This is a genomic window from Streptomyces sp. NPDC057099, from assembly GCF_042671245.1.
Classification (GTDB): domain Bacteria; phylum Actinomycetota; class Actinomycetes; order Streptomycetales; family Streptomycetaceae; genus Streptomyces; species Streptomyces purpurascens.
In genome coordinates this window covers 214,996-236,856 of the sequence record NZ_JBHUTX010000002.1, presented here as the reverse complement: position 1 = coordinate 236,856, position 21,861 = coordinate 214,996, and the positions used below count along the sequence as shown (strand labels likewise).

Annotated in this window: 23 protein-coding genes; 14 read left to right on the top strand and 9 right to left on the bottom strand. The window is 71.9% G+C overall.

Annotation, left to right across the window (positions count from 1 at the left end; translation table 11 throughout):
• Nucleotides 1-60: 60 nt before the first annotated feature.
• The gene (locus ACFT4A_RS03500; protein ID WP_189721608.1) at nt 61-534 is read right to left on the bottom strand and encodes an indole-3-glycerol phosphate synthase; all 474 of its coding nucleotides are present in this window, start codon (nt 532-534) and stop codon (nt 61-63) included.
• 164 nt (nt 535-698) lie between these two features.
• Entirely contained in the window at nt 699-1,505 is an 807-nt protein-coding gene (locus ACFT4A_RS03495; RefSeq protein ID WP_382825552.1) for a pyrimidine reductase family protein, read from the bottom strand.
• Nucleotides 1,506-1,542: 37 nt separating this feature from the next.
• Here ACFT4A_RS03495 and zapE point away from each other — a divergent pair, with 37 nt between their 5' ends.
• The 7 genes from zapE to ACFT4A_RS03460 all read left to right on the top strand — a co-directional run bounded on the left by zapE (nt 1,543) and on the right by ACFT4A_RS03460 (nt 9,017).
• Nucleotides 1,543-2,643 (top strand): cell division protein ZapE, encoded by a 1,101-nt coding sequence (zapE, locus tag ACFT4A_RS03490; protein ID WP_382825550.1) that lies wholly within the window; start codon nt 1,543-1,545, stop codon nt 2,641-2,643.
• 199 nt (nt 2,644-2,842) lie between these two features.
• Complete coding sequence (locus ACFT4A_RS03485; RefSeq protein WP_382825548.1) at nt 2,843-3,268, top strand: hypothetical protein; 426 nt, start codon at nt 2,843-2,845, stop codon at nt 3,266-3,268.
• Between the two features lie 82 nt (nt 3,269-3,350).
• Nucleotides 3,351-3,932, top strand: a complete 582-nt coding sequence (locus ACFT4A_RS03480; protein WP_382825547.1) for a carbonic anhydrase — start codon at nt 3,351-3,353, stop codon at nt 3,930-3,932.
• Nucleotides 3,933-3,940: 8 nt separating this feature from the next.
• Nucleotides 3,941-5,440, top strand: coding sequence for a SulP family inorganic anion transporter (locus tag ACFT4A_RS03475; RefSeq protein ID WP_382825545.1), 1,500 nt, complete (start codon nt 3,941-3,943; stop codon nt 5,438-5,440).
• Nucleotides 5,441-5,634: 194 nt separating this feature from the next.
• A complete protein-coding gene (locus tag ACFT4A_RS03470) occupies nt 5,635-6,555 on the top strand; it encodes a slipin family protein (RefSeq protein ID WP_382825544.1) in 921 nt (306 codons plus the stop codon).
• 90 nt (nt 6,556-6,645) lie between these two features.
• Nucleotides 6,646-8,028, top strand: a complete 1,383-nt coding sequence (locus ACFT4A_RS03465) for a PhoX family protein (RefSeq protein ID WP_382825542.1) — start codon at nt 6,646-6,648, stop codon at nt 8,026-8,028.
• Between the two features lie 158 nt (nt 8,029-8,186).
• Complete coding sequence (locus ACFT4A_RS03460; RefSeq protein WP_382825950.1) at nt 8,187-9,017, top strand: PPK2 family polyphosphate kinase; 831 nt, start codon at nt 8,187-8,189, stop codon at nt 9,015-9,017.
• Between the two features lie 12 nt (nt 9,018-9,029).
• Here the strand turns inward: ACFT4A_RS03460 and ACFT4A_RS03455 are convergent, their stop codons facing one another.
• Both ACFT4A_RS03455 and ACFT4A_RS03450 read right to left on the bottom strand, forming a co-directional pair.
• Nucleotides 9,030-9,515: an SRPBCC domain-containing protein gene (locus ACFT4A_RS03455; protein WP_382825540.1), complete on the bottom strand. Its 486-nt coding sequence runs from the start codon at nt 9,513-9,515 to the stop codon at nt 9,030-9,032.
• A complete protein-coding gene (locus ACFT4A_RS03450) occupies nt 9,512-9,895 on the bottom strand; it encodes an ArsR/SmtB family transcription factor (protein WP_382825539.1) in 384 nt (127 codons plus the stop codon). The genes ACFT4A_RS03455 and ACFT4A_RS03450 overlap by 4 nt, the downstream gene beginning before the upstream one ends.
• 87 nt (nt 9,896-9,982) lie before the next feature.
• Here ACFT4A_RS03450 and ACFT4A_RS03445 point away from each other — a divergent pair, with 87 nt between their 5' ends.
• The 4 genes from ACFT4A_RS03445 to ACFT4A_RS03430 all read left to right on the top strand — a co-directional run bounded on the left by ACFT4A_RS03445 (nt 9,983) and on the right by ACFT4A_RS03430 (nt 13,405).
• On the top strand, nt 9,983-11,500 hold the full coding sequence (locus ACFT4A_RS03445; protein ID WP_382825537.1) for an FAD-dependent oxidoreductase: 1,518 nt from the start codon (nt 9,983-9,985) through the stop codon (nt 11,498-11,500).
• A gap of 62 nt (nt 11,501-11,562) precedes the next feature.
• Nucleotides 11,563-12,396, top strand: a complete 834-nt coding sequence (locus tag ACFT4A_RS03440; protein WP_382825536.1) for a polysaccharide deacetylase family protein — start codon at nt 11,563-11,565, stop codon at nt 12,394-12,396.
• A gap of 18 nt (nt 12,397-12,414) precedes the next feature.
• A complete protein-coding gene (locus ACFT4A_RS03435) occupies nt 12,415-12,630 on the top strand; it encodes a hypothetical protein (RefSeq protein WP_382825534.1) in 216 nt (71 codons plus the stop codon).
• Nucleotides 12,631-12,664: 34 nt separating this feature from the next.
• Entirely contained in the window at nt 12,665-13,405 is a 741-nt protein-coding gene (locus ACFT4A_RS03430) for an aminoacyl-tRNA hydrolase (RefSeq protein ID WP_382825532.1), read from the top strand.
• A gap of 9 nt (nt 13,406-13,414) precedes the next feature.
• On the opposite strand, the gene ACFT4A_RS03425 is transcribed toward ACFT4A_RS03430, so the two are convergent.
• Both ACFT4A_RS03425 and ACFT4A_RS03420 read right to left on the bottom strand, forming a co-directional pair.
• The gene (locus tag ACFT4A_RS03425; protein WP_382825530.1) at nt 13,415-13,780 is read right to left on the bottom strand and encodes a darcynin family protein; all 366 of its coding nucleotides are present in this window, start codon (nt 13,778-13,780) and stop codon (nt 13,415-13,417) included.
• Between the two features lie 15 nt (nt 13,781-13,795).
• Nucleotides 13,796-14,689: an NAD(P)H-binding protein gene (locus ACFT4A_RS03420; protein WP_382825528.1), complete on the bottom strand. Its 894-nt coding sequence runs from the start codon at nt 14,687-14,689 to the stop codon at nt 13,796-13,798.
• A 114-nt stretch (nt 14,690-14,803) separates the two neighbouring features.
• On the opposite strand from ACFT4A_RS03420, the gene ACFT4A_RS03415 reads away from it, so the two are divergent.
• A complete protein-coding gene (locus tag ACFT4A_RS03415) occupies nt 14,804-15,736 on the top strand; it encodes a LysR family transcriptional regulator (RefSeq protein WP_382825526.1) in 933 nt (310 codons plus the stop codon).
• Nucleotides 15,737-15,845: 109 nt separating this feature from the next.
• Nucleotides 15,846-16,298, top strand: a complete 453-nt coding sequence (locus tag ACFT4A_RS03410) for a hypothetical protein (RefSeq protein ID WP_382825524.1) — start codon at nt 15,846-15,848, stop codon at nt 16,296-16,298.
• Between the two features lie 13 nt (nt 16,299-16,311).
• Here the strand turns inward: ACFT4A_RS03410 and ACFT4A_RS03405 are convergent, their stop codons facing one another.
• The gene (locus ACFT4A_RS03405; RefSeq protein ID WP_382825522.1) at nt 16,312-16,887 is read right to left on the bottom strand and encodes a potassium channel family protein; all 576 of its coding nucleotides are present in this window, start codon (nt 16,885-16,887) and stop codon (nt 16,312-16,314) included.
• A 162-nt stretch (nt 16,888-17,049) separates the two neighbouring features.
• Between ACFT4A_RS03405 and ACFT4A_RS03400 the strand changes: the two genes are divergently transcribed.
• Entirely contained in the window at nt 17,050-18,747 is a 1,698-nt protein-coding gene (locus ACFT4A_RS03400) for a DUF692 family multinuclear iron-containing protein (RefSeq protein WP_382825520.1), read from the top strand.
• Between the two features lie 17 nt (nt 18,748-18,764).
• On the opposite strand, the gene ACFT4A_RS03395 is transcribed toward ACFT4A_RS03400, so the two are convergent.
• A complete protein-coding gene (locus ACFT4A_RS03395) occupies nt 18,765-20,240 on the bottom strand; it encodes an APC family permease (protein ID WP_382825518.1) in 1,476 nt (491 codons plus the stop codon).
• Complete coding sequence (locus ACFT4A_RS03390; protein WP_382825516.1) at nt 20,237-21,808, bottom strand: GMC family oxidoreductase; 1,572 nt, start codon at nt 21,806-21,808, stop codon at nt 20,237-20,239. Before ACFT4A_RS03390 ends, ACFT4A_RS03395 begins: the two co-directional genes overlap by 4 nt.
• Nucleotides 21,809-21,861: the final 53 nt, after the last annotated feature.

The following is a 21,861-nucleotide window of genomic DNA, read 5'->3' as shown; positions in this document are numbered from 1 at the left end:
GGGACGGTGAGCGCCCACAGCCTATTTCAGAAGCGCCACCGCATCAGCCCGGCACTGCGACTACGCCTTGCTGTGCGAGAACAGCTTCAGCACCGGCACCCCCACCTTGTGCCGGGCCCGCGACGCCCAGTCCCGGTGGAAGAACTCCTCGACGTAGTGGGGGTCGGTCAGCACGATGACCTCGTCCGCGCCGACCTCCTCGACCAAGGACTTCAGCGCGTCCAGCGGATGGTCCTCGATCAACCGTCCCCGCGCCTCGCTGCCGGACGTCCGCAGCGCCGCGAGGGACACCTCCAGCGCCCGCTGCCCGACGCTCAGCGCCTCCTCGCCCTCCGGGGTCTCCCCCTCGCGGACGGCGTCGTCGAGTTCGCCGAGCGCGACGTCGTCGATGGCCCGCAGCAGACGGTCCGCCTGCTCGCCGCGCGGCTGGAGCAGCACCTCGAAGGAGACCCGCTCCTCGCCGTGCAAGGTGGTGACGAACTCCACGTCGGCGGACGTCAGGGCCTTCTCGATCATCAATACGCTTGTGAACACCAGGCGCCCCTTCTGATCCTTGCGGAAACCATCCGGCCCCGCGTTCGCACGGGAACTGCCGGATCCAGTGTGCCCTCCGGAATCCAAACAGAACGGCATATTCCGAACGTACTGACCGTCCGGCTTCCTGAGCGCCTCTACCCCGTGCCGCGCGGTTCAGTACGTCAGGACCGTCCGTACCTCGTGAACAGGAAGCCGTCCTCCTCCAGCATCGACAGCAGCGAGAAGCGCCGCGGGACCGTGACGGCGGGCCCCCCGGAGATGCGCTGGGCGTCGCCCGCGGTGAGCATCGGGGAGACGGTCAGACAGAGCTCGTCGAGCACGCCGGCCGCCACCATCTGCCCCAGCAGCCGCGGACCGCCCTCGGTCAGGAGCCGGGTGTGGCCGAGATCGGCCAGGGCCCGGACGGCACGGGCGGGGTCCACGCCGATGCCGTCCCCGGCGGTCACCACCCGCGCGCCCGCCTTCTCGGCGGCGGCGACGCGGTCCGCGGCGGCCGCGGCTCCCGTGAGGACCAGGGTGGGCACCAGGGGCGAGGTGAACAGCGGGAGCGAGAAGTCCAGGTCGAGGCTGGCGGTGACGACCGCGATCGCGGGGGCGGGGGCCTGCCCGGCCGCCTCCCGCATCGCCGCGAACTCGGCACGCGCGCGTGCCGGCCGGTACCCCTCCTGGCGCACCGTCTCCGCGCCGACGACCACGACGTCCGCCAGGGCCCGCAGCGTGCCGAAGATCCGCATGTCGGTCGCGTTGGAGATGGGCTGCGAACGGCCGTCGTGCTGGGCGGCCCCGTCCAGCGTGGACACCATGTTGGCGCGCAGCCACGGCACCGGCGCCCCGGCCCCCGGCTCGGGATAGGCGTACGCGGCGGCCAGCTCGGCCAGGCCCCACTCCCGCCCGGCACCCTCCTCACCGGCCGCCCCACCCGGGGCCGGAGCTGCTGTTTCATCGGTCACAGGGAACAGACGTCGCATGCCGTGCAGTGTTCCACGCGCCGTAGCATGGTGAACCGTGTCCTCCTCTCCCGCCCCCTCCGGTACCGGCCCGATAGCCGACGCGGCCCCGCTCTCCCTGTGTGCCCGTGAGCCGCACGTCCCCGCGGATCGGCTGGTCGCCGAGATGGTGCCGCCGCCGCGGTTCGACTCGGTGCGCTTCAGCACGTACATCCCGGACCCGAACCAGCCCAGCCAGACCGAGGCCGTCCAGGTCCTGGCGGGCTTCGCGGCAGGCCTCGACGGCGGAGCGGGCGGTTCCGGCAAGCGGCGGCTGTTCGGCTTCGGCAAGGCGCCGAAGAAGGCCCCGTCCGGCCCGCGCGGTGTCTACCTCGACGGTGGCTACGGCGTCGGCAAGACCCACCTGCTGGCCTCCCTGTGGCACGCCACCCCGGCCGAGCCCGAGCTCAAGGCGTTCGGCACCTTCGTGGAGCTGACCAACCTGGTCGGCGCCCTCGGGTTCCAGAAGACCGTCCAGACCCTGTCCGGCCACCGTCTGCTGTGCATCGACGAGTTCGAGCTCGACGACCCGGGCGACACCGTCCTGGTCTCCACCCTCCTCGGCAAGCTCGTCGACGCGGGCGTGGCGCTGGCCGCCACCTCCAACACGCTGCCCGGCAAGCTCGGTGAGGGCCGGTTCGCCTCGGCCGACTTCCTGCGGGAGATCCAGGGCCTGTCGGCCCACTTCCGCGCCCTGCGCATCGACGGCGAGGACTACCGCCACCGCGGTCTGCCCGAGGCGCCGCCGCCGTACTCCGACGAACAGGTGACCGAGACGGCGAACTCCACCGAGGGCGCCTCCCTCGACGCGTTCTCGCCCCTCCTGGAGCACCTCGCCCGGGTCCACCCCAGCCGGTACGGCGCGTTGACCGACGGAATCAGGGCGGTGTGCCTCACCGGTGTGCGGCCGGTTCCCGACCAGTCGACGGCCCTGAGGCTCGTCGTCCTGGCGGACCGGCTCTACGACCGCGAGGTGCCCGTGATGGCCTCGGGTCTGCCCTTCGACCAGCTCTTCAGCGAGGAGATGCTGAACGGCGGCTACCGCAAGAAGTACTTCCGGGCCATCTCCCGGCTCACCGCCCTGGCCCGCGACGCGGGCAAGCTGGCGAACTCCCGGTAACCACAACCCCAATACCGCACCAACCGCCGTGAGGCCAAGGGGTGGTTCAAGCCAACCCACCCACGGTTTTCAGGCTCTCTTCAGCTTGAAACGTTAAGTTAACCCTGCAAATGACTTTGCAGGGTTAACGTGTTTCTTGACCAGCCATTGACCAAGTGTTGGTCAGCGCTAGACGTGTCAATCACCTGAAGGGGGGCGCATGTACCGAGGTACGACGGCACGGACCGTGGTTTCGATCCTCGCCGCCGTCCTGCTCGCCCTTCAGTTCTTCGCACCGACGGCGTCCTTCGCATCCGCGCACACACCCCGTAAAGCCGAGGCCAAGGCTCAGCCCGGAACTGAACCCTCCGGCCTGTCATCGCGCCCCGGAATCACGTCCGGGAAAGCACTGCGCGACGAGATCGCCACCTGCCGCGCCGGACACCACGGGGACCCGACCGGTCCCCTGCGGACCCGCGACCGGTTCCACCACGCCGACTCCGCGCCCTGCGCGCCGGAGCGGCCCCTGCTGCGGCACATCCCGCCGACGGCACCGGACCAGGTCAGAGCCGGCGCCGCGCACCATCGCGCGTCGAGATCCTCGACGTCGCACACACCGGCAGCGCTTCAGGTCTTCCGCTGCTGAGGAACAGAGTCGTTCCTTCCCCCACCTCTGTCATGCCCGTCCGACGCGCCCCCACTGCGCGCCAGGAGGAGTCACCACACTCATGCAACCCCTCATCGACAACGCCCGCACGCACGGACAGCGCCCTGAGGAGTTCGCCCGCCTCGCCGAGGGCCAGTCCCCCGACGTCCTGTTCATCACCTGCTCCGACTCCAGGGTCGTCCCGGCCCTGATCACGGGAGCCCGGCCCGGCGAGCTGTTCGAGCTGCGCACCGCGGGCAACGTAGTTCCCCCCTACACCCTCGGACACCCCACCTCCGAGGCGGCCACGATCGAGTACGCCGTGGAAGTGCTGGGCGTCAAGGAGATCGTGGTCTGCGGCCACTCGCACTGCGGCGCCGTCGGCGCGGTGGTGCGGGGCGACGACCTCACCGGCGTACCCGCCGTGCGGGACTGGCTCGCGCACGCCTGCGACGAGCCCAAGTGCGCGGACCCGACCGACAAGACGGTCACCGAAGCCGTGCAGAACCACGTCCTGACCCAGGTGGAGCGGCTGCGCTCGTACCCGAGCGTGGAGAGCCGTCTGACGGACGGCCGGCTCCGGCTGCACGCCTGGTTCTACGAAGTGCACACCGGAACCGTGCGGGACCACCGCGCGGACACCGACACCTTCGAGAAGCTGTGAGGGGCACCATGACCAAGTTCCCCTATCTGAGGCAGGACTTCACCGCCTCCCTCGTTGTCTTCCTGGTCGCGCTCCCGCTGTGCGTGGGCGTGGCCGTCGCCTCCGGTGTCCCGGCCGAACTCGGCCTGATCACCGGCATCGTGGGCGGTCTCGTCACCGGATTCCTGCCGGGCAGCAGCCTCCAGGTGTCCGGGCCGGCCGCCGGTCTGACCGTGCTGGTCTACGAGGCGGTCGACACCTACGGGCTGCCCGCGCTCGGTGTGATCGTGCTCGCCGCCGGTCTGCTGCAGCTCATCATGGGCGCGCTGAAGCTCGGCCGCTGGTTCCGCGCGATATCCGTCTCGGTCGTCGAGGGCATGCTGGCCGGAATCGGTCTGGTGCTCATCGCCGGCCAGCTGTACGCGACGGCCGGACTGAAGGCTCCCGCCTCCGGCATCGACAAGATCCTGGGGCTGCCCGGCGCCGCCGCCGACGCGCTCGGCAGCACCAAGGCGCTCACCTCCCTCGCCCTCGGCGCGGCCACCATCGCGGTGATGGTGCTGTGGAAGAAGCTGCCGAAGCAGGCGCAGGCCGTTCCGGGCGCGCTCGCCGCGGTGATCCTGGCGATCGTGGCCACCGCCGCGTTCAACCTGCCGGTCGCCACCGTCGAGGTGAAGGGTCTGCTGGACTCCATCCAGCCGCCCGGCCTCGACGCCTTCGGCAGCGTGGGCGTCGGCATCATCGGCACGATCATCGCCTTCACCTTGATCGCCTCCGCCGAGAGCCTCTTCAGCGCCGCCGCGGTGGACCGCCTGCACGACGGTCCGCGCACCCAGTACGACAAGGAGCTCATGGCGCAGGGCGCGGGCAACACGCTCTGCGGTGTGCTCGGCGCGCTGCCGATGACCGCGGTCATCGTCCGCAGCTCGGCCAACGTCAGCGCGGGTGCCAAGACCAAGGCGTCCCGGGTGATGCACGGCGTGTGGCTGCTGCTCTTCGCGGCGCTCCTGCCGGCCACGCTGGCGCTGATCCCGCTGCCCGCACTCGCCGGCATCCTGGTCCACGCGGGCTTCAAGCTCATCCCGTTCCGCAAGATCGTGCCGCTGTGGCGTGAGCACCGGGGCGAGGCGGTCATCCTGGCCGTCACCGCCGTGTCGATCGTCGCGGTGAACATGTTCGAGGGTGTTCTGATCGGTCTGGCCCTGTCGGTCGTCAAGACCGCCTGGGAGGCCTCGCACATCAAGCTCGAGGTCATCGACAAGGGCGCCGGTCCCATCCAGGCGTACCTGTCGGGCAACGCGACCTTCCTGCGGCTGCCGAAGATCCTGGACAACCTGGAGAACCTGCCGCAGGACCGCCCGGTCGAGCTGGACCTGTCGGGCCTGCACCACCTCGACCATGCCTGCCGTACGGCCCTGGAGAACTGGGCCGAGCGCCACAGCGCGACGGGCACGGAACCGGTGAAGGTCACGGAGCCCGAGCTGGAGTCCGAGCAGTCGAAAGAGGGAGAGAAGGTGACGGTGGCCTAGCGGCCCGCCGCACACCGAATCCCCCGGCCCGGGACGCGCCCCCAAGCGCGCCCCGGGCCCTTCGCATGTCCGGCGCGGACCGGTGAGAGCCTGTCGCGCGGTTCCCCGCAGCACTGGGGCATGGCCTCCGACCCCAATCCCGGCATATCGTTGCAGAAGTAGACGAACAAGGACCTCTGGACGAGGAGGTCGGGATGGTCCAAGAGCTGATCGGGGTGGCGGCGGCGGTCGGCGCCGGTGCCCTGGTGTATCTGGCCGCGGCGGCACGGGTCGTCAAGCAGTACGAGCGCGGGCTGGTCTTCCGGCTCGGGCGCGTGTACGGGGACGTGCGGCGCCCCGGCTTCAACATGATCATTCCCGCCGTGGACCGGATGCGGAAGGTCAACCTGCAGATCGTGACCATGCCGATCCCCGCCCAGGAGGGCATCAGCCGTGACAACGTGACCGTACGGGTCGACGCGGTGGTGTACTTCAAGGTCGTGGACCCGGCGGCCGCGATCGTCAACGTCGAGGACTACCGCTTCGCCGTCTCCCAGATGGCACAGACCTCCCTGCGCTCGATCATCGGCAAGAGCGAGCTGGACGATCTGCTGTCCAACCGGGAGAAGCTCAACCAGGGCCTGGAGCTGATGATCGACAGCCCGGCCGTGGAGTGGGGCGTGACCATCGACCGGGTGGAGATCAAGGACGTGTCCCTGCCGGACACGATGAAGCGCTCCATGGCCCGCCAGGCCGAGGCCGATCGCGAGCGGCGGGCCCGGCTGATCAACGCCGACGCCGAGTACCAGGCCTCGAAGAAACTGGCCCAGGCCGCGCGCCAGATGGCCGACACGCCGTCCGCGCTCCAGCTCCGGCTGCTCCAGACCGTGATGGCCGTGGCGGCGGAGAAGAACTCCACGCTGGTGCTGCCCATCCCGGTGGAGCTGCTGCGGTTCCTGGAACGAGGCCGCGATGAGGGCCGTCCGGCACAGACACAGGCAACACCGCAGGAACAGACGCGGGAGCCGGAACAGATTCAGGCACCGCCACCGGCAGAGACACCGGAGCCCGCGGAGCACCCCCTCGACCAGACGGAACAGGCCATCGAGGAGCTGCGACGGGCGGTGGAGCAGTGACCCGCGCTACGCGCGTGGTTCACGTTGCCCGCACCAGGTGATAGACACAGCGGGATCACAGTTCCTGTCCGCCAGCAGGAAGGTTCCGCCATGACCACTACCGATCGTTCCGCCACTCGACGTCAGATGCTCGCCGGGACAGGTGCCCTGGGCGTCGGGATCGCGTTCTCAGGCGCCCTGTCCGAACTCTTCGCCGGCACCGCCACCGCACAGGGCCTCGGCCACACCGGCTACGGCCCGCTCGTCCCCGATCCGAAGGGCCTGCTCGACCTCCCGGAAGGCTTTCGCTACCGGGTCCTCTCCCGCGAGGGAGACCGACTCCGTTCGGGTGAGGGCAAGGTCCCCTCCAACCACGACGGCATGTCGGCCTTCGCGGGCAAGGGCGACCGGGTCCATCTGGTCCGCAATCACGAGAACCGCGCCGACGGCAGGGTCCCGGTCCCCACGATCGAGGGGATCACGTACGACCCGGCCGGCAAGGGCGGCTGTACGGCCCTGACGCTGGACTCCCGCAACCACGTCCTGTCGGAGCGCGTCGCGATCGCCGGCACCGCAGTGAACTGCGCGGGCGGCCCCACCCCGTGGGGCACCTGGCTGACCTGCGAGGAGACCGAGGACAAGGCCGGCACCAACGGCTACACCAAGGACCACGGCTTCATCTTCGAGGTCGACCCGGTCGACCCGCGCCGCACCGGAGCCGTACCGCTGACCGCGATGGGCCGCTTCCAGCACGAGGCGATCGCCGTCGACCCCCGGCGGGGCGTGGTGTACGAGACGGAGGACGCCTTCGAGAAGCCCTTCGGCCTCTTCTACCGCTTCCTGCCGAAGAAGCCGCTGGACGGCCGGGGTTCGCTGCGCGCGGGCGGCCGGCTCCAGGCCATGCGGGTGCCCGGCGTGCCCGACCTGTCCACGATCCAGGACATCGGGGCCGAGTTCGACGGCATCGAGTGGGTGGACGTACCGGACCCGCTGGCCGCGCAGACCGCGATCCGGTTCCAGGACTTCGGCCGCGGGGGCATCACGCACGCGCAGAAGCTGGAGGGCTGCTACTGGGGCGGCCGGTCGGTGTACTTCGTGTCGTCCTTCGCCCGCCGCTCGGACGGTTCGGCCGCCGACCACTACGGGCAGATCTGGCGCTACGACCCCGAGCGCCGCCGGCTGACCCTGGTGATCGTCTTCGGCCCCGACACCGACATCCAGAAGCCGGGAGAGTCGCCGGACAACATCTGCCTGGCGCCCAGCGGCGGCCTGATGGTCTGCGAGGACGGCAACGGCGCCCAGCACGTCTACGGCGTGACCAGGCGCGGCGAGGTGTACGCGATGGCCCGCGGCCGGCAGAACATCGGCACCCCCGAGGAGCCCGAGTGGGGTGAGTTCGCCGGCGTCACCTTCTCCCCCGACGGCGACACGATGTACGTCAACTGCTACACCCCCGGCACCACGTTCGCGGTGACGGGCCCCTGGCGCCGGTAGCCCCGGCCGCGCTCCCGACCGGGGCGCCGGGTGCGGAACCCGGCGCCCCGGCGGACGATCGGGAGACAGGACCGAGAGACGAAGGGGGCCCGGTGACGAAGAAGGACAGGGAAAAGGAGAGGGCGAAGGGGAAGGGCAGGAAGCCGGGCGGCGTCTCGCTGCGGGAGCGGCTGCGCCTCCCCGGCGGAGAGCCGCTCGACCTGTCCCGTCACGACGCCGCCGCCACCCCCGGCGGACCGGACGGCAAGACGGCGGGCCGGGCCGCCACGGCCCGGATCGGCGAGCGCCTCGCCGCCCTCCAGGAGCGGCTGTGGGCGGCGAGCACCGCGGGCGACCGGCGCCGCGTCCTGCTGGTCCTCCAGGGCATGGACACCAGCGGCAAGGGCGGCACGGTCAAGCATGTGATCGGCCTGCTCAACCCGTCCGGCTGCCGCATCACACCGTTCAAGGCACCCACGACCGAGGAACGCGCGCACCCCTTCCTGTGGCGCGTGGAGAAGGCGCTCCCGCTCCCCGGCGAACTGGGCATCTTCGACCGCTCGCACTACGAGGACGTCCTGATCGCCCGCGTCCGCGGCCTGGCACCCGCCACCGAGATCAACCGGCGCTACGAGCAGATCAACCGCTTCGAGAAGACCCTCGCCGACACCGGCACGACTCTGGTCAAGTGCTTCCTGCACCTCTCCTACGAGGAGCAGCGCCGCCGGCTGCTCAAACGTCTCGACCAGCCGGAGAAGCGCTGGAAGTTCGCCGCCTCCGACATCGACGACCGTGCCCTGTGGCCGGCGTACCAGGAGGCCTACGAGATCGCCATGGAGCGCTGCGGCACCTCGTACGCGCCCTGGTACCTGGTCCCGGCCGACCGCAAGTGGTACCGCAACTGGGCGGTCAGCACCCTGCTCCTGGAGCATCTGGAGGAGCTGGATCCGCGGTATCCCGAGGCGGACTTCGACGTGGCGGAGATCCGGAAGCGGCTGCTGGGGCAGTGAGGATCCGGCCGGTCAGGCGGCCAGCAGGGCGTCGATCTGGCCGACGGCCTCCTTCAGGCCCTCCTCCATGCCCATGGTGACCAGCTGCTCCATCTGCTCACGGGAGTCGAAGAGGGAGCGCATCTCCATGCGGGTTCCGCCGCCGTGCTCGGTGAGGGCCACCCGCACGGAGATGGTCGGCATGTCGTCCTTGGGCGTCCCGTCGTCGTCGGCGAAGCCGTCCGTGAACTCCAGGGCCGTCGGCGCGGTGACCGAGGTGATCCGCCACCAGCCGCGGTGCCGGTCGCCCTCCGGGCCGGTCATGAAGTACGTGACCTCCCCTCCCGGGGTCAGATCGTGCTGCTCCACCGTCGCCGGGTAGGTCGGCGGGCCCCACCAGCGCTCCAGCTGCCGGGGGTCGGCCCACAGCCGCCACACCCGCTCGACGGGGGCGGCGAAGTCGGCGATCAGGGTGAGGGTGAGGTGGTCGAGGTCCTTGTCGACACTGGTGACAGTCATCTCTCGGATCCTTCCGTGGCGTCGTTCTCTTCGGTCTCTTCGGTTCCGGGGTCCTCGGCGAGCAGCCGGGCCATCCGGTCCACGCGCCCGCGCCATGCCGACTCGAGTTCGTCGAGGGCCTGGCGTGCGCGGCCCACCGCTTCGGCGTCCGTGCACACGAGCTGCTCCCGTCCGCTGCGCTGCTTGATGACGAGACCCGCCCGCTCCAGCACGGCGACGTGCTTCTGCACCGCCGCGAAGCTCATCGGATAGGCCTCGGCCAGCCGCGACACCGACAGCTCCCCGCGCACACAGCGGCGGAGTATGTCCCGGCGCGTGGTGTCGGCCAGGGCGTGGAACAGCCGGTCCACCGTCTCGTCGCTCAACTCATCTACAACCATTTGGTTGTAGGTTAGCTCCGCCGGCCTCTTGCGTAAAGGCGACACACCCGCCCGCTGAAGCGGACCCTCGGGGGTACTCGGCGACCCATGAGCGAGAACCAGCAGGTCAGCAGCTCGTACTGGCTCGATACGGCACCGGACGGCCACCACCCGGCCCTGACGGAGGACGTGGACGTCGACGTGGCGGTGATCGGCGCCGGGATCGCCGGACTGTGCACGGCGTGGGAGCTGACCCGGGCCGGGCGGAGTGTGGCGGTGCTGGAGGCCGGGCGGGTCGCGGCCGGGGTCACCGGGCACACCACCGCCAAGGTCACGGCCCTGCACACGCTCGTCTACGACAAGCTGCGGCGCACCCGTGGCCCCGAGGGCGCGCGGCTCTACGCCCGCTCCCAGTCCGAGGCGATCGAGCGCGCGGCCGGCATCGCCGGGGAACTGGGCATCGACTGCGAGTGGGAGACCCGGAGCGCCTACACGTACGCGCGCGACGCGGGCCGGGTGGACGAACTGCGTGCCGAGGCGCGGGCGGCAGCCGAGGCCGGGCTGCCCGCCTCGTTCGTGACGGAGACCGGGCTGCCCTTCCCGGTGGCGGGCGCGGTCCGGGTCACCGGGCAGGCCCAGTTCCATCCGCGCAAGTACCTGCTGGCGCTCGCCTCCGACCTGGTCGAACGCGGCGGGCACATCTACGAGGACACCGCCGTCCTCGGCATGGACGAGGGCGAGCCGTGCCGGCTGTCGACGACGACCGGGGCGACGGTCAGGGCCCGGGACGTCGTCGTCGCGACGCACTACCCGATCTTCGACCGGGCCCTGCTGTTCGCCCGGCTGTCGCCGCGCCGCGAGTTGGTCGTGGCCGGGACGATCCCCGCGGAGCGGGACCCCGACGGCATGTTCATCACGCCCGACGAGGGCATCCGCTCGGTGCGCACGGCACCGCACGGGGGCGACCGGCGGCTGCTCATCGTCACCGGCGAGCACTTCACACCGGGCACCGGCGATCCGCGGGCGCGCTTCGAACACCTCACCGCCTGGGCCGGGGAGCACTTCCCGGACCTGGACGTCACCCATCGCTGGGCCACGCAGGACACCGACCCCACCGACACCGTGCCGATGGTCGGCCCGCTGCACCCGGGCGCGCGGCACGCGTACGTGGCCACCGGTTTCGGCGGCTGGGGCATGAGCGGCGGCATGATGGCGGGCCGCCTGCTGACCGCGCAGATCACGGGCGAGGAGTGCGCGTGGAGCGGGCTGTACGATCCGCGGCGGCTGCGTCCGGCCGTGCGTGAGGCGCCGTCGTTCCTCAGGACGCAGGCGAAGGTCGCCGGGCATTTCGTGGGCGACCGGCTGCGGCCCGTGCCGCCCGTGGAGGCCCTGCCGCCGGGCGAGGGCGCCGTGGTCCGCGCCGACGGCCACCGCCTCGCGGTCTACCGGGACGACGACGGTTCCCTGCACGCCGTCTCCGCCCGCTGCACCCACCTGGGCTGCCTGGTCGCCTTCAACGGCGCCGAGCGTGCCTGGGAGTGCCCCTGCCACGGCTCCCGCTTCGACACGGACGGCAAGGTGATCCAGGGCCCGGCGACCAAGCCGCTGGAGCGGCGGGACATCTGACGGCCGGGTGACAGCCGAAGCCGCGGCGCATAAGAGGGCGATTCCATTCATATCTTCATACAGTGATCACCCTTTTCCGCCGTGTCACCGTCGCATGCGCCCTGTGCACGGCCCTCGCCGCCTGCGGCACCACCCACCCCCCGCGGGCGGACCCTCCACCGGTGCCGGCACCACCGCCGGGACCACCGACCCTCGCCCCCGGTCCGGCCGGCCTCACCCCCGTCTTCGAGCACGGCCCCCGCACCCGCGGCCGGACCGTCGCCCTGACCTTCGACGCCGACATGACCGCCGGGCAGGGGGCGCGGGCGGCGGCCGGTGAGCGGTTCGACCATCCGCGGCTGATCTCGACGCTGCGCGCGCTGAACGTCCGGGCCACCGTGTTCATGACCGGCCGGTGGGCCGAGGAGTACCCGGACCAGGCCCGCTCCATCGGCCGGGACCCGCTCTTCGAGGTCGCCAACCACTCCTACAGCCACTACGCCTACACCCAGGACTGCTACGGCCTGCCGACCGTGCCCGAGGAGCGGGAACGGTCGGACGTGGAGCGGGCGTACGCCGCGTTGCGGAAGGCCGGCGTACGGGATCCGATGCCGTACTTCCGCTTCCCCGGCGGCTGTTACGACCGCCCGGCCCTGAAGGCCCTGGCCCCGACCGGGGTGACCGCCGTGCAGTGGGACGTGGTCGGCGGCGACGCGTTCGAAACGGACCCGGACGTGGTCGCCCGGCAGGTGCTGGACGAGGTGCGGCCCGGGTCGGTGGTCGTCCTGCACTGCACCCGCAGCGCCGCCCCGGCGACCGAACGGGCCGTACGGACGATCGTGCCCGAGCTGCGCCGCAGGGGCTACCGGTTCGTCAAGGTATCCGAGCTGATCGGAGCCGTGGGCAGCCGTCCCTGACCGGCCTACGCTGGACGTATGAGCGAGGACGACTACTGCCTGATCGCCCCGGCCAGGCCACCCCGGGCGGACGGCCCGCCGTACGCCATGGGGGTCCCCCCGCTCGAGCGCAGTCGAGAGTGGGGGAGCGTGCTGTGCCGGAAGCCCACGGAGTACCCGGAGTCGTACAAGGGCATCACGCTCTGCCCGGTCTGCGAGTGGCAGGAGGCGCAGCGCACGGCCTGCTCGGGGTGATCTGCACGATCTTGCGGCTGGCACACTGGGCTTCGTGAGCGAAGACCCGACGCCCGTGAGCGACAGCCCCTTCCGATCCGAGCCCTCGGTGCGCGACGCGGCGCCGCAGTTCGTGCTGCCGCTGGTCGTGCGGATCGAGCGGGCGGACCCGCCGGTGCGTACGGACGCGCTGGAGACGGCCGCGCGGGCGGTGCTGACGATTCTGGGCGACGAGCGGTCGGCCGGGGACGGCGAGTGGGCGCAGGCCATGCGGGACTGGCAGGACGCCCGGATCCGCAAGGTGGTGCGGCGGGCGCGCGGCGCCGAGTGGCGGCGGGCCGAGGCGCTGCCCGGCATCACCGTCACCGGCAAGTCCGCCGAGGTGCGGGTCTTCCCGCCCGTCCCGCTGGACGGCTGGCCCAAGGACCTGGCCCGGCTCCAGGTCTCCGGCACCGACCTGGACGACCCGGAGCCGCCGGTGGACGCGGACCCGGCCGCCCCCGTCCTGTGGGTGAACCCGGACCTGGGCATGACGGCCGGCAAGGCCATGGCCCAGGCGGGCCACGCCGCCCAACTGGCCTGGTGGGAGCTGACCGACGAGGAGCGGGCCGCCTGGCACGACGCGGGCTTCCCGCTCGCCGTACGGACGGCCGCCCCGGCCCGCTGGCCGGAACTGACGAACAGCGGACTGCCGGTGGTCCGGGACGCGGGGTTCACGGAGATCGCCCCCGGCGAGACCTTCGCGGTGGAGGGGGTCGACCGTGTCCGTGCCCTCGCGCGCGGGGGACGGCCGTAGGACGGCGCGTCAGGTCGTGATGGTGGCGACGGCGTCGACGCCGTAGGTGCGCGCGTAGCCGTTCTCGGTGCCGACGAGGAGGTCGACGACCTCGAAATAGCGGTCCCAGAAGGGGGTTTCCCGCAGGGCGTCGACGAGGAGCTGGTAGGCGTGATGGTCGTCCGCCTCCCAGACCCAGACGTCGGTGACGCGCGCGGAGTAGAACTCCGTGTCGTAGAAGCGTGACCGGACGCCGGTGGTCTTGGCCTTGATCGCGGGGACGACCTCGGTGGCGAAGGCGTTCACTCGCTCCCGGGGGGTCATGGCGAGCCATTCGGGTGTGGTCTTGACGAGCATGAACGCCGTGACGGACGCGTGTGTCTCCTCGGTGGTCATGGTGGCTCCTTCGGGTCAGTTCCGGACGGCGGGCTCGAGGGTCTCGGCGCACCACCGCGCGAAGGTGGTGGGGGTCGCGGTGGCCGGGGTGCGGGTGACCCCGGCGTCGAGGCCGTCGTCCTTGGCCCGCTTCATGTCGGCGACGCCCTGGACGAACGCCTCGTCGAGGCCGTACCCGGCGAGGGTGGCCCGCAGGTCGTCGAGCGACTGGCGTTCGTAGCGGACGGGGCGGCCCAGCCGCTCGCTCATGACGCGGGCGAGATCGTCGGGAGAGACGTCCTCGGGGCCGAGCACCGGGACGCTGTCCGTGCCGGTCCAGGAGCGGTCCAGCAGCAGGCGGGCGGCGACGGCGGCGATGTCGGCGACCGCGACGAAGGGGGCCTTGCGGTCGGCGGCGACGGTATCGGTGAAGACGCCCTTCTCGCGGATCGCGTCGGCTTCCTCCAGGAGGTTCTCGAAGAACGACGGACTGGCCAGGGCCCGGTAGGCGACGCCGGTGCCCGCGATGAGGTCGTCCATGGCGAGGGAGGCGGTGACGAGTCCGGCGCGGTCGGCGACCGGGGTGCCGCGGCCGAGCGCGGAGACGCCGACGACGTGGCCGACGCGGTGGGCGGCGAGCGCCTTCGTGGCGGGGAGGGTGAAGCCGGAGTAGGCGTCGTGCGGGGGCAGCGAGGAGTCCGGGGGCACGAGCCAGAAGACGGCGTCCGCGCCCTCGAAGGCCCGGTCGACGACCTCGGCGTCGCCGTGCGAGCCGGTGATCACCTCGACGCGGTCGCGCACGGTGTCGGGAAGCCGGGCGGGGTCGCGTACGACCACGCGCAGTTCCTCGCCCCGGGCGGGGGCGGAGTCCAGGAGCAGCGGCAGCAGGTGGCGGCCGATGTTCCCGGTGGGAGCGGTGATGACGATCATGGAGAACCTCACGGATCGGGTGCCGGATCGGTGGTCCTCATCCTCCGGAGCCCAACACCGTTGCCACAATGGGAACTTCAGCAAGGGATCATTGCCCGGAATGGAATCACTCTGGTGAACAGCCCGGATCCGTCCATCGACGCGAATCTCGCCGTGGCACTGCACGCCCTGCTCACCGAGCAGAGCGTCACCCGCGCCGCCGCACGCCTGCACACCTCCCCCGCGGCCATGAGCCGCACCCTCGCCCGCCTGCGCCGCCTCCTCCAGGACCCCCTGCTGGTCCGGGCGGGGCAGGTCATGGTCCCCACTCCCCGTGCCCAGGCGCTGCGTGACGAGGCCGCGGCGGTGGTGCACCGCCTCGGGGCGCTGCTCGGCCCCGGCTCCGAGACCGACCCGGCCACGCTGCGCGGCACGTTCACCCTCCAGGCCTCCGACCTGGTCGCCGCGGCGCTGGCCCCCGGGCTGCTGGGCCTGGCCCGGGAGGAGGCACCGGGCATCTCGTTGCGGCTGCGGGCCGAGGAACTGGAGGCCGGGCCGGCCCTCCGCGACGGCCGGATCGACCTGGAGATCGGATCGATCGACCACGTCGATCCCGAGACCCGGGTCGAGGAACTGGTCACGCTGCGGATGGTCGCCGCGGTCCGGGACGGTCATCCCCTCACCCGCGAAACCCTGACCCCGGAACGGCTCGCCGCCGCCGAGCACGTCGTGGTCAGCCGCCGCGGCCGGTTCACCGGGCCCCTCGACACCGCCCTGGCCGAGCGGAACCTCCGCCGACGGGTCACCGCCGTCCTCCCCAGCCACCTGGCCGCGCTGCACCTCGCCGCCCGCAGCGACGTCGTCTGCCTCGTGCCCGCCGCACTCCCCGGCGCCCCGCTGTCACCCCTGACCGAGGCCGCCACCACGCTCGGCCTCGGCCTGCTCGACATCCCCGTGCCGCTGCCGCCCCTGGCCATCGGCATCGCCTGGCACCCCCGCCACGCCGCCGACGGCGCGCACCGCTGGCTCCGGGACGCGGTCCGCCGGACCCTTCGGCCGAGTCCCTGACGTCCCTGACGGAGCCGCGGTCGTCCACCCGTTCGGCGCAGCCGCGGGCGCGCCGGGCGTGGGTGGGTGCTCCAGTGGGGTTACCAGGCATCCGACCCAGGAGGCAGCCATGACCAGTGCCGCGCCCCCTCCCCCCGCTCCGCCCGCCCCCGACAGCGCGCCCGGCGACCGGGGCGGTGCCGACGACCCGTTGGCGGCCGGTGGCCTCACGCTCGGCGGCACCCTGATGGTCGTCTACGGGCTCTTCGCGGTGCTCCAGGGCATCGCCGCGATCGCGAACGACGAGGTGTACACGAGCTTCGGCGAGTACGTCTTCGCGTTCGACCTGACCGCGTGGGGCTGGATCCACCTGGTCGTCGGGGTGCTCGTGGTGGTGGCCGGGTTCGGTCTGTTCACCGGCGCCCTGTGGGCGCGGGTCGCCGGCGCGTGCGTGGTCGGGCTGGCGCTGATCGCGAACTTCATCTGGCTGCCGTACCAGCCGTTCTGGTCGATCATCATGATCGTGACCGGTCTGTTCGTCCTGTGGTCGGTGTTCAACTACCGCTCCTCCCGCCCGGCGTAGCCGCCGCCCCGGGTCAGGACGGCGGCGGACGCCGGTCGCGTGCGGCGACGACCGTGTGCAGATGGCGGGTCAGCGCGGTGGCCGCCGCCGTGAGGAAGACGAACGTGTACAGGATCTGGACGACCGCCACCATGCGGGCCTCCTGCCCGCTCGGGGTGATGTCGCCGTAGCCGACGGTCGCGAGCGTGACGACGGTGAAGTACAGCGCGTCGACCCGGGTGCGCAGGCCGGTGAACTGGCCCGGCTGCTGGGCGAGTGCGTAGTAGCCGGACGAGAAGACCAGCACGGCCAGGCACATCAGCAGCGAGATCACGAGGCCCGACCGGGTGTGCGGCTTCTCCAGCACGATGTCGCGTACCTGGCGCAGCAGCAGCGCGGCCACCAGTCCCAGGCACAGGACGAACAGCGGCCAGCCCAGCCAGGGGCGGTCGGCGGCGAGGCCCTCCAGCGGGAGCAGGAAGTAGGCCGTGCCCCCGGCCAGGACCAGGGCCCCGGAACCGGCCCACAGCCACCGGACCACGGCCGGATGCCCCGGGTCCCGTCCGGGCTTCCGCGCGGGGTGGTGCGCCTGCTCGCTGCCGTCGCGCATAGGTCCGGTCTACGACGCATCAGGGGGTGGCGCGAGCCTGGTGCCTCCGTCGGTGAACCTCAAATATTCCTCTGAAGGCGTCGGTGGCAGGGTTCGGGGCCGGGCGGCTGGGCCATACCCCCCTCACGTTCGAGGATCGGGCCGTGCGGAGGAGGGGGACGAATGGAGCGACTGGGGACGGGCATCGGGTGGCGACCGGAGATCGCGGACGCCGTGGAGCGCATGCCGGGGATCGACTGGGTCGAGGCCGTGGCCGAGAACGTCTGCCCCGGGCACCTGCCCGAGTCGCTGGAGCGGCTGCGCGAGCGTGGCGTCACCGTGGTGCCGCACGGCGTCTCGCTGGGCCTCGGGGGCGCGGACCGGCCCGACGCAGACCGGCTGGCCGCGCTGGCCGAGCGGGTGGAGGCGCTCGGCTCGCCGCTGGTCACCGAGCACATCGCGTTCGTACGGGCGGGCGGTGCGCTGACGGCTTCCCCCCGCCTGGAGGCGGGCCATCTGCTGCCCGTGCCCCGGACCCGGGACGCCCTCGACGTCCTCTGCGAGAACGTCCGTATCGCGCAGGAGTCGCTGCCGGTGCCGCTGGCCGTCGAGAACATCGCCGCGCTGATCTCCTGGCCGGGCGAGGAGATGACGGAGGGCCAGTTCCTGTACGAGCTGGCCGACCGTACGGGGGTCCGTCTCCTCATCGACGTGGCCAACCTGCACACCAACCACGTCAACCGCGGCGAGGACCCGGCCAAGGCCCTCGCCGAGCTGCCCCTGGAGGCCATCGCCTACGTCCATGTCGCGGGCGGCTTCGAACGCGACGGCGTCTGGCACGACAGCCACGCCCACCCCGTCCCCCGGCCGGTCCTCGACATCCTGACCGACCTCGCCTCCCGCGTCTCCCCTCCGGGCGTCCTCCTGGAACGCGACGAGAACTTCCCTGAGCCGGCGGAGCTGGAGCGCGAGCTGGGCTCGATCCGACGCGCCCTGGAGACGGGTGCGGTCGAACGCGTGAAGACACAGCTCCTGGAGGCGGGCAGCGCGGCCACGCGCCGGGCGGGGGCGGTCGGGCCCGGGAACGGCGACGCGATGCTCGGGGAAGAGGCCCGGGGCACCGAGGGCGAGCTGCTTGAGGGGATCGGCACCCGGCAACGGGGCGAAGAGCGCGGGGTGGCCGAAGGCGGCACACTCGCAGCTTCCGGTACCGGGCAGCCGGGCCAAGGGCCTCGGAACACCGAGGCGACCCTCACGGCTGCCGGTGCCGAGCAACCGGCCCGAGCGGCCCACGCCACCGCAGGCCGGACACCTGCGGGTGCCGCTGCCGCGCGGCCGGCAGAAGAGGGCCGGGCCTCCGAGGGGCGGATTGTCGTGGCCGCCGGTGACGGGGCGCGGGGCACAGAGACCGGGGCGGTCGGGGCGACACGGGGCGCCTTCGACCTGCCCCACCCCGGTGAGGGCCGGGCCGCTCGTCAGCGGCTGGGGCTCGCGCAGGCCGCGTTGCTGTCCGCGCTGGTCGCGGGGACGCCCGTGCCCGAGGGGTTCGACCGGGTGCGGGTCGGCGTACAGGCACGGGCGCTCGCCGCGAAGCGGGCGGACGTCGTGGGGAAGGTCGCGCCCGAACTGCCGGTGATCCTCGGAGAGGACTACCGCACCGCCTTCCTCGGCTACGCCCAGACCCACCCGATGACCGACGGCTACCGACGCGACGCCCTCACCTTCGCCGAGCACCTGCTGTCCGCCGGGCGGCCCGGGGACGCGCAGGCGCGGCGGGAACTACGGGAGTGGTGGCTGGAGCGGTCGGGACCGAGTCCGCGCTCCCGGCGCCCCGGCCACCGACTCGCTCGCGCCACACGCAGGGTCCTGCTGCGGCGCTGAGGGGAGCCAGGAGCCCCCTACTTCTTGAGCGACTTCTCCGGTACCGCATCGCCCGCCAGGGCGTCGCCCCGGCCGTAGTGGTGCGTCGTGAACATGTAGATCAGGCCGGTCCCCACCACCACGCCACCGCACAGCAGGACGATCCAGTTCTCCCACCAGGACTTCTCCGGGGAGCGGGCCCAGCAGATGTTGATGATGGCGAGGATGCCGTAGGCCAGCGCGGCGATGTTCACCGTGAGGCCCCAGCGGCCCAGGGTGAACTCCCCCGCCGGTTTCCAGCCCTTGAGCCGGGCGCGCAGCGCGGCCAGGACCACCATCTGGAACGAGCCGTAGATGCCGAGGATCGCGAACGAGACGATGTTGGTGAGGGCGTCCTCGGAGAGCAGTGAGGCGAAGGCGATGAGCAGCGGCACCGCCGCGGACACGAACAGCGCCCAGCTCGGCACCGCACGGGCGTGGACGAACCGCCGCAGCAGCCGGTGCCCGACGATCATCTCGTCACGGGCGTAGGAGTAGATGAGCCGCCCGGCCGCGGCCTGGAGGCTGATCGTGCAGGACAGGAAGGAGATCAGCACCACGGCCATCACCATCCGCGCCCCGGTCTCGCCCATGGCGTCGTACAGCACGTCCACCACCGGGTCGGCCTGCTCGCCCGAGATGATCGCGTTGAAGTCCGTGACCGACAGCAGCAGCGACATACAGGTGAACGTGGCCGCCGCGCCGCCGATGTAGATGGTGCGGCGCATCGCGCGGGGGATGACCCGGCCCGGGTGGGCGACCTCCTCGGCGGTGTCGCCGCACGCCTCGAAGCCGTAGTACTGGTAGAGGCCGATGATGCCGGCTGCCAGGAACGCCGGCAGGTAGGAGCCGTCTCCCTCGACGCCGTAGGTGTCGAAGATGACGCCGAGGCTCTGGTGGCGGTGGGTGGACAGCAGGTAGACGCCGACGACGAGGGCGCCGATGAGCTCGCCGGCGAAACCGATGAGCGCCGCCGTCGACAGTGCCTTGGTGCCCATGTAGTTGACGAGGATGGCGACGACGATGAGCACGGCGGTGCACAGCACGGTGGTGTGCACGGTGGCTCTGAAGCCGAAGAGGATGGCGATGTAGGGGCCGGCGCCGTACGCGACGGAGGTGATGGTCACCAGCAGCGCCCACATGTACACCCAGCCGGTCATCCACGCCCAGCGTGTGCCCCACAGCCGCCGGGCCCAGGGGTAGACACCGCCCGCGATCGGGTACTGGGCGACGACCTCCCCGAAGATCAGCGCGACGAGGAACTGGCCGCAGCCGGCGAACAGGAACGCCCAGATCATCGGCGGTCCGCCGTCGGCGATCGCGATGCCGAAGAGGGTGTAGGTGCCCACCACCGGGGAGAGGTAGGTGAAGCCGAGGGCGAAGTTGGCCCAGGGGCTCATGTCCTTGCGGAACTCCGAGCCGGGCTCCCCTCCCGGGGTGCCGGCGGCCGGTGCGGGAGGCGGTGCGGTGGTCACTGTCCGGCCCTCCGTTCCGCGGCCGGGGTGCGGCCGCTGATCAGGTCGGCGGCGCGTTCGGCGGTGAGCAGGACGGTCACCATGGGGTTGATCGTGGGCATCGTCGGGAACACCGACGCGTCGACGATCCGCACACCCTCGAAGCCGCGCAGTCTCAACTCGGGGTCGCAGACGGCCAGCGGATCGTCCGGGGCGCCCATGCGGCAGGTGCCCGCGGGGTGGTACACGGTGTGTGCCACGCGGCGGCCGTACTCCGACAGGTCGGCGTCGGAGACGACGTCCGGGCCGGGCGCGACCTCCCGGACGAGCCAGTCGCTCAGCGGTGCGGTGGCGGCGACCTCGCGGGCGATCTTCAGACCGTCCACGATGGTGCGCTCGTCGTGACCCTCCGGGTCGGTGAAGTACCGGAAGTCCAGGGCGGGATGCTCTGCGGGGTCGGCGCTGCGCAGCCACATGCGTCCGGTGGACCGGGCACGCGGCACGTTCGGCGTCATGCAGACGCCGTGCTGCGGCACGGGGTAGCCCAGGCGTTCGGTGTTGACGGTGAACGGCACCTGGTAGAAGTGGAACATCAGGTCGGGGCGGGGCCCGCTCTTGTCGCGGCGCAGGAACAGTCCGGCGTCGGAGTCCATCGCGGAGTTGGGCGGCAGCGGGCCGTCGGTCTCCCAGACGATCACGGACTCGGGGTGGTCGAGCAGGTTCTCGCCGACGCCGGGCAGGTCGGCCCGTACGTCGATGCCCAGCGCGCGCAGGTCGTCTGCCGGGCCGACGCCGGAGAGCATCAGCAGGCGGGGGGTGTCGACGGCTCCGGCGCACAGCAGGAGTTCGCGTTCGGCGCGCACGCTGGCGGGCTGCCCGTCGGCGCCGCGGACGGCGACCCGGGTCAGCCGCCCCGCGTCGTCGGTGAGCAGCCGGTGCGCCCAGGTCTCCAGGAGGAGCGTGAGGTTGGGCCGGTCCATGATCGGGTGGAGGTAGGCGACGGACGCGGAGGAGCGCAGATTGCCCTCCGGCTGGTAGGCCAGCGAGAAGAAGCCGGCGCCGTCGGCGAAGGGTTCGGCGTTGAAGTCGTCGACGACGGGAACGCCGAGGGCGCGGGTGGCCGCGGTGACGAAGTCCTTGGCGATGGGATTGCGGTCGGCCTCGGCCACCGGGACGATGTGGGTGCGCAGCCGGTCCCGGTAGGGGAGGATCGCCGCCGGGTCCCAGCCGCGACAGCCCCGGGCCACCCAGTCGTCGAGGTCCTGCGGCAGCGGCAGGAAGCTGATCAGCGTGTTGTGGGAGGAGCAGCCGCCGAGCACGCGGGCCCGTGAGTGCAGGATGTGGGAGTTGCCGCGCGGCTGTTCGACGGTGGTGTAGCCGTAGTCGTACTCCGAGTCGAGCAGGTTGATCCAGTTGCGCAGGCGCAGGATGCGCTCGTCGCCGACATCGCTGGGGCCGCCCTCGATGACGCAGACGCGGCAGTCGGGGTCCTCGCTCAGCCGGGCGGCGAGCACGCAGCCGGCGGTGCCGCCGCCGACGATGACGTAGTCGTAGGCGGACTCGGCGCCGTGCGCGGTGGTGGGGGCCATGCGGTGCCTTTCTTCGGTGGCCTTCGCGCCACGGGCGGGCGTGCGGCCGGTCT